General features: G+C 70.9%; 1 pseudogene. It reads left to right on the top strand.

Annotated features, from left to right (window positions below):
• Window positions 1-248: pseudogene (locus tag ASE78_RS19660) on the top strand (permease); the annotation flags it as partial.
• Window positions 249-275 lie beyond the last annotated feature (27 nt).

The raw sequence follows: 275 nt of genomic DNA, 5'->3' as shown, positions 1-275 counted from the left end.
CCCGCCTCTTCCAACGGCGGATCGCGCACGACACGCTGACCGGCGGCTTGATCGGCGTGCTGTCGGGCGGGCTGGTCGCGGCGTTCCTCGGCAGCCGCCTGTCGAGCCTCGAATCGCAACTGGCCGGTGGCGTCACGCTCGATATTGCCGACTGGCTGGCGATCGTGGCGTTGCCGTTTGTCTTTACCGGCCTCGCGATGCTCGCCGCACGGTTCGCGGTGCTCCGCCGGCTGGCGCGCGTGCTGTGATCGGGCGGGTCGCCTCGCTGCTGCTGC

It is taken from the genome of Sphingomonas sp. Leaf25, assembly GCF_001421635.1.
Classification (GTDB): Bacteria; Pseudomonadota; Alphaproteobacteria; order Sphingomonadales; family Sphingomonadaceae; genus Sphingomonas.
Note: the sequence above shows the minus strand (reverse complement) of the source record. Positions and strands in the feature narration are given on the sequence as shown.